Origin of the sequence: Aeromicrobium sp. (assembly GCF_036676885.1) — a bacterium.
Taxonomy (GTDB): Bacteria; Actinomycetota; Actinomycetes; order Propionibacteriales; family Nocardioidaceae; genus Aeromicrobium.
In genome coordinates this window covers 1-1,828 of the sequence record NZ_JAKFCB010000414.1, presented here as the reverse complement: position 1 = coordinate 1,828, position 1,828 = coordinate 1, and the positions used below count along the sequence as shown (strand labels likewise).

Below are 1,828 nucleotides of genomic sequence, written 5' to 3'. Positions count from 1 at the left end.
CTTCGACGACGACGCGGACGGCTACACCGAGGAGGGCGGCGACTGTGACGACGCCAACCCGCTCGCCAACCCCGGCGCGGAGGAGGTGCTCAACGGCCTCGACGACGACTGTGACGGCGTGGTCGACGCCGGCCTGCTCGATCAGGACGGGGACGGCTACACGACCGACGCCGGCGATTGTGACGACACCACTGGATGGGTGAACCCCGGCATGCCCGAACACTGTGACGACCTCGACAACGACTGCGACGGCGACACCGACGAGGGCTGCGACGCAGCGGTCGAGGAGGAGATCCCCGTGGAAGACGCGAAGGAATGCGGCTGCGCGACCGGCGGAACCCCGGGTATGGGGGCGGCCTCCCTGGCGCTGATGCTCCTCGCGGGCCTGCGCCGCCGGGCGCGTTCGGTGGGAACGGCGAGCCGCGGGCCGGCCGCGGTGGCGCTCGCCTCCCTGGGCTTCACCGCCTGCGGGGACGGCGACTACGAGCTCACCGCGAAGAAGAAGCAGCTCGTCGTGAGCCCCGGCCTCGTGGACCTCGGCGAGATGGCCGTCGGCACGGAGCTCGACTACACGATCTCGCTGACCACCACGGCCGGGAGCGATGTCAACATCGTGGCGGTGGACGTGCTCGCCGTCGCGGGGGATGGCTTCGGCGAGCTGGAGGGGGATCTCCCCACGGTCGGCCTGGACGAGACCGTCGCGCTCACGTTCCACTACACCGCCACGGCGGAGGCGTGGAACCGGGCGCAGATCACCATCCAGACGGACGAGGAGTCCGAGAACACCCACGTGGTCGACGTGCGGGTGCACACCAGCGAGGCGCTGATCACGCTGGCGCCGAGCCTCGTCGACTTCGGCGCGGTGGGCGTCGGCGACATCGGGACGCAGTCCTTCTCGCTCATCAACGGCGGCAACCTCGACCTCGAGGTGACCAGCCTGACCTTCTCCCACCTGTCGTTCACCTCCGACGTGACCCTCCCGCTGGCGGTGCCGGCGGGGCTCTCGACCCCGCTCGGGGTGCTGTTCACGCCCACGGACGAGCTGCCCGCGAACGCGACCTTGTCGGTCGGGCTGCGGGAGGACGCCGAGGTGCCGTACGGGCTGCTGCGCGGGAACGACTGCCTCAACGGCTCGGCCGACCTCTACGACATCGACGGGGACGGTTTCAGCGGCTGCAGCAGCGACTGTGACGACACCAACGCGGGCGCCCACCCCGGCGCCACCGAGACCTGCGACACCGTCGACGAGGACTGCGACGGCGTCGTCGACGAGGGCACCTCCTGCGCCGATGACGATGTCGACGGGTACACGGAGGAGGGGGGGGACTGCAACGACAACAACACCGACATCCACCCCGGCGCGGACGAGATCGAAGGCAACGGGCGGGACGACGATTGTGACGGCGTCGTCGACGCCGGGAGCATCGACGCCGACGGCGACGGCACGAGCACCCTCGGCGGCGACTGCGACGACACCGACGGCAGCGTCTTCACCGGCGCCCCCGAGCTCGCGGACGGCCTCGACAACGACTGCGACGGCCTGACCGACGAGGGCACCTCCCTCGATGACGCCGACAGCGACGGCTACTCCGAGTCCACCGGCGACTGCGACGACACCGCCGCCGAGACCAACCCGGGCGCCACCGAGCTCGCCGACTGGCAGGACAACGACTGCGACGGCGCGGTCGACGAGGGCACCGTCAACACCGACGACGACGACGACGGCTACACCGAAGTCGGCGGCGATTGCGACGATGGTGACCCTGCGATCAGCCCCTCGGCGCGCGATACCGACGCGGACGACATCGACGACGACTGCAACGGCGTC

At 70.6% G+C, this 1,828-nt stretch carries 1 protein-coding gene; it reads left to right on the top strand.

What is annotated here, in order from left to right:
- A partial coding sequence (locus tag V6M46_RS19390; RefSeq protein WP_332668133.1) for a MopE-related protein occupies nucleotides 1-1,828 on the top strand: 1,828 nt, incomplete at both ends.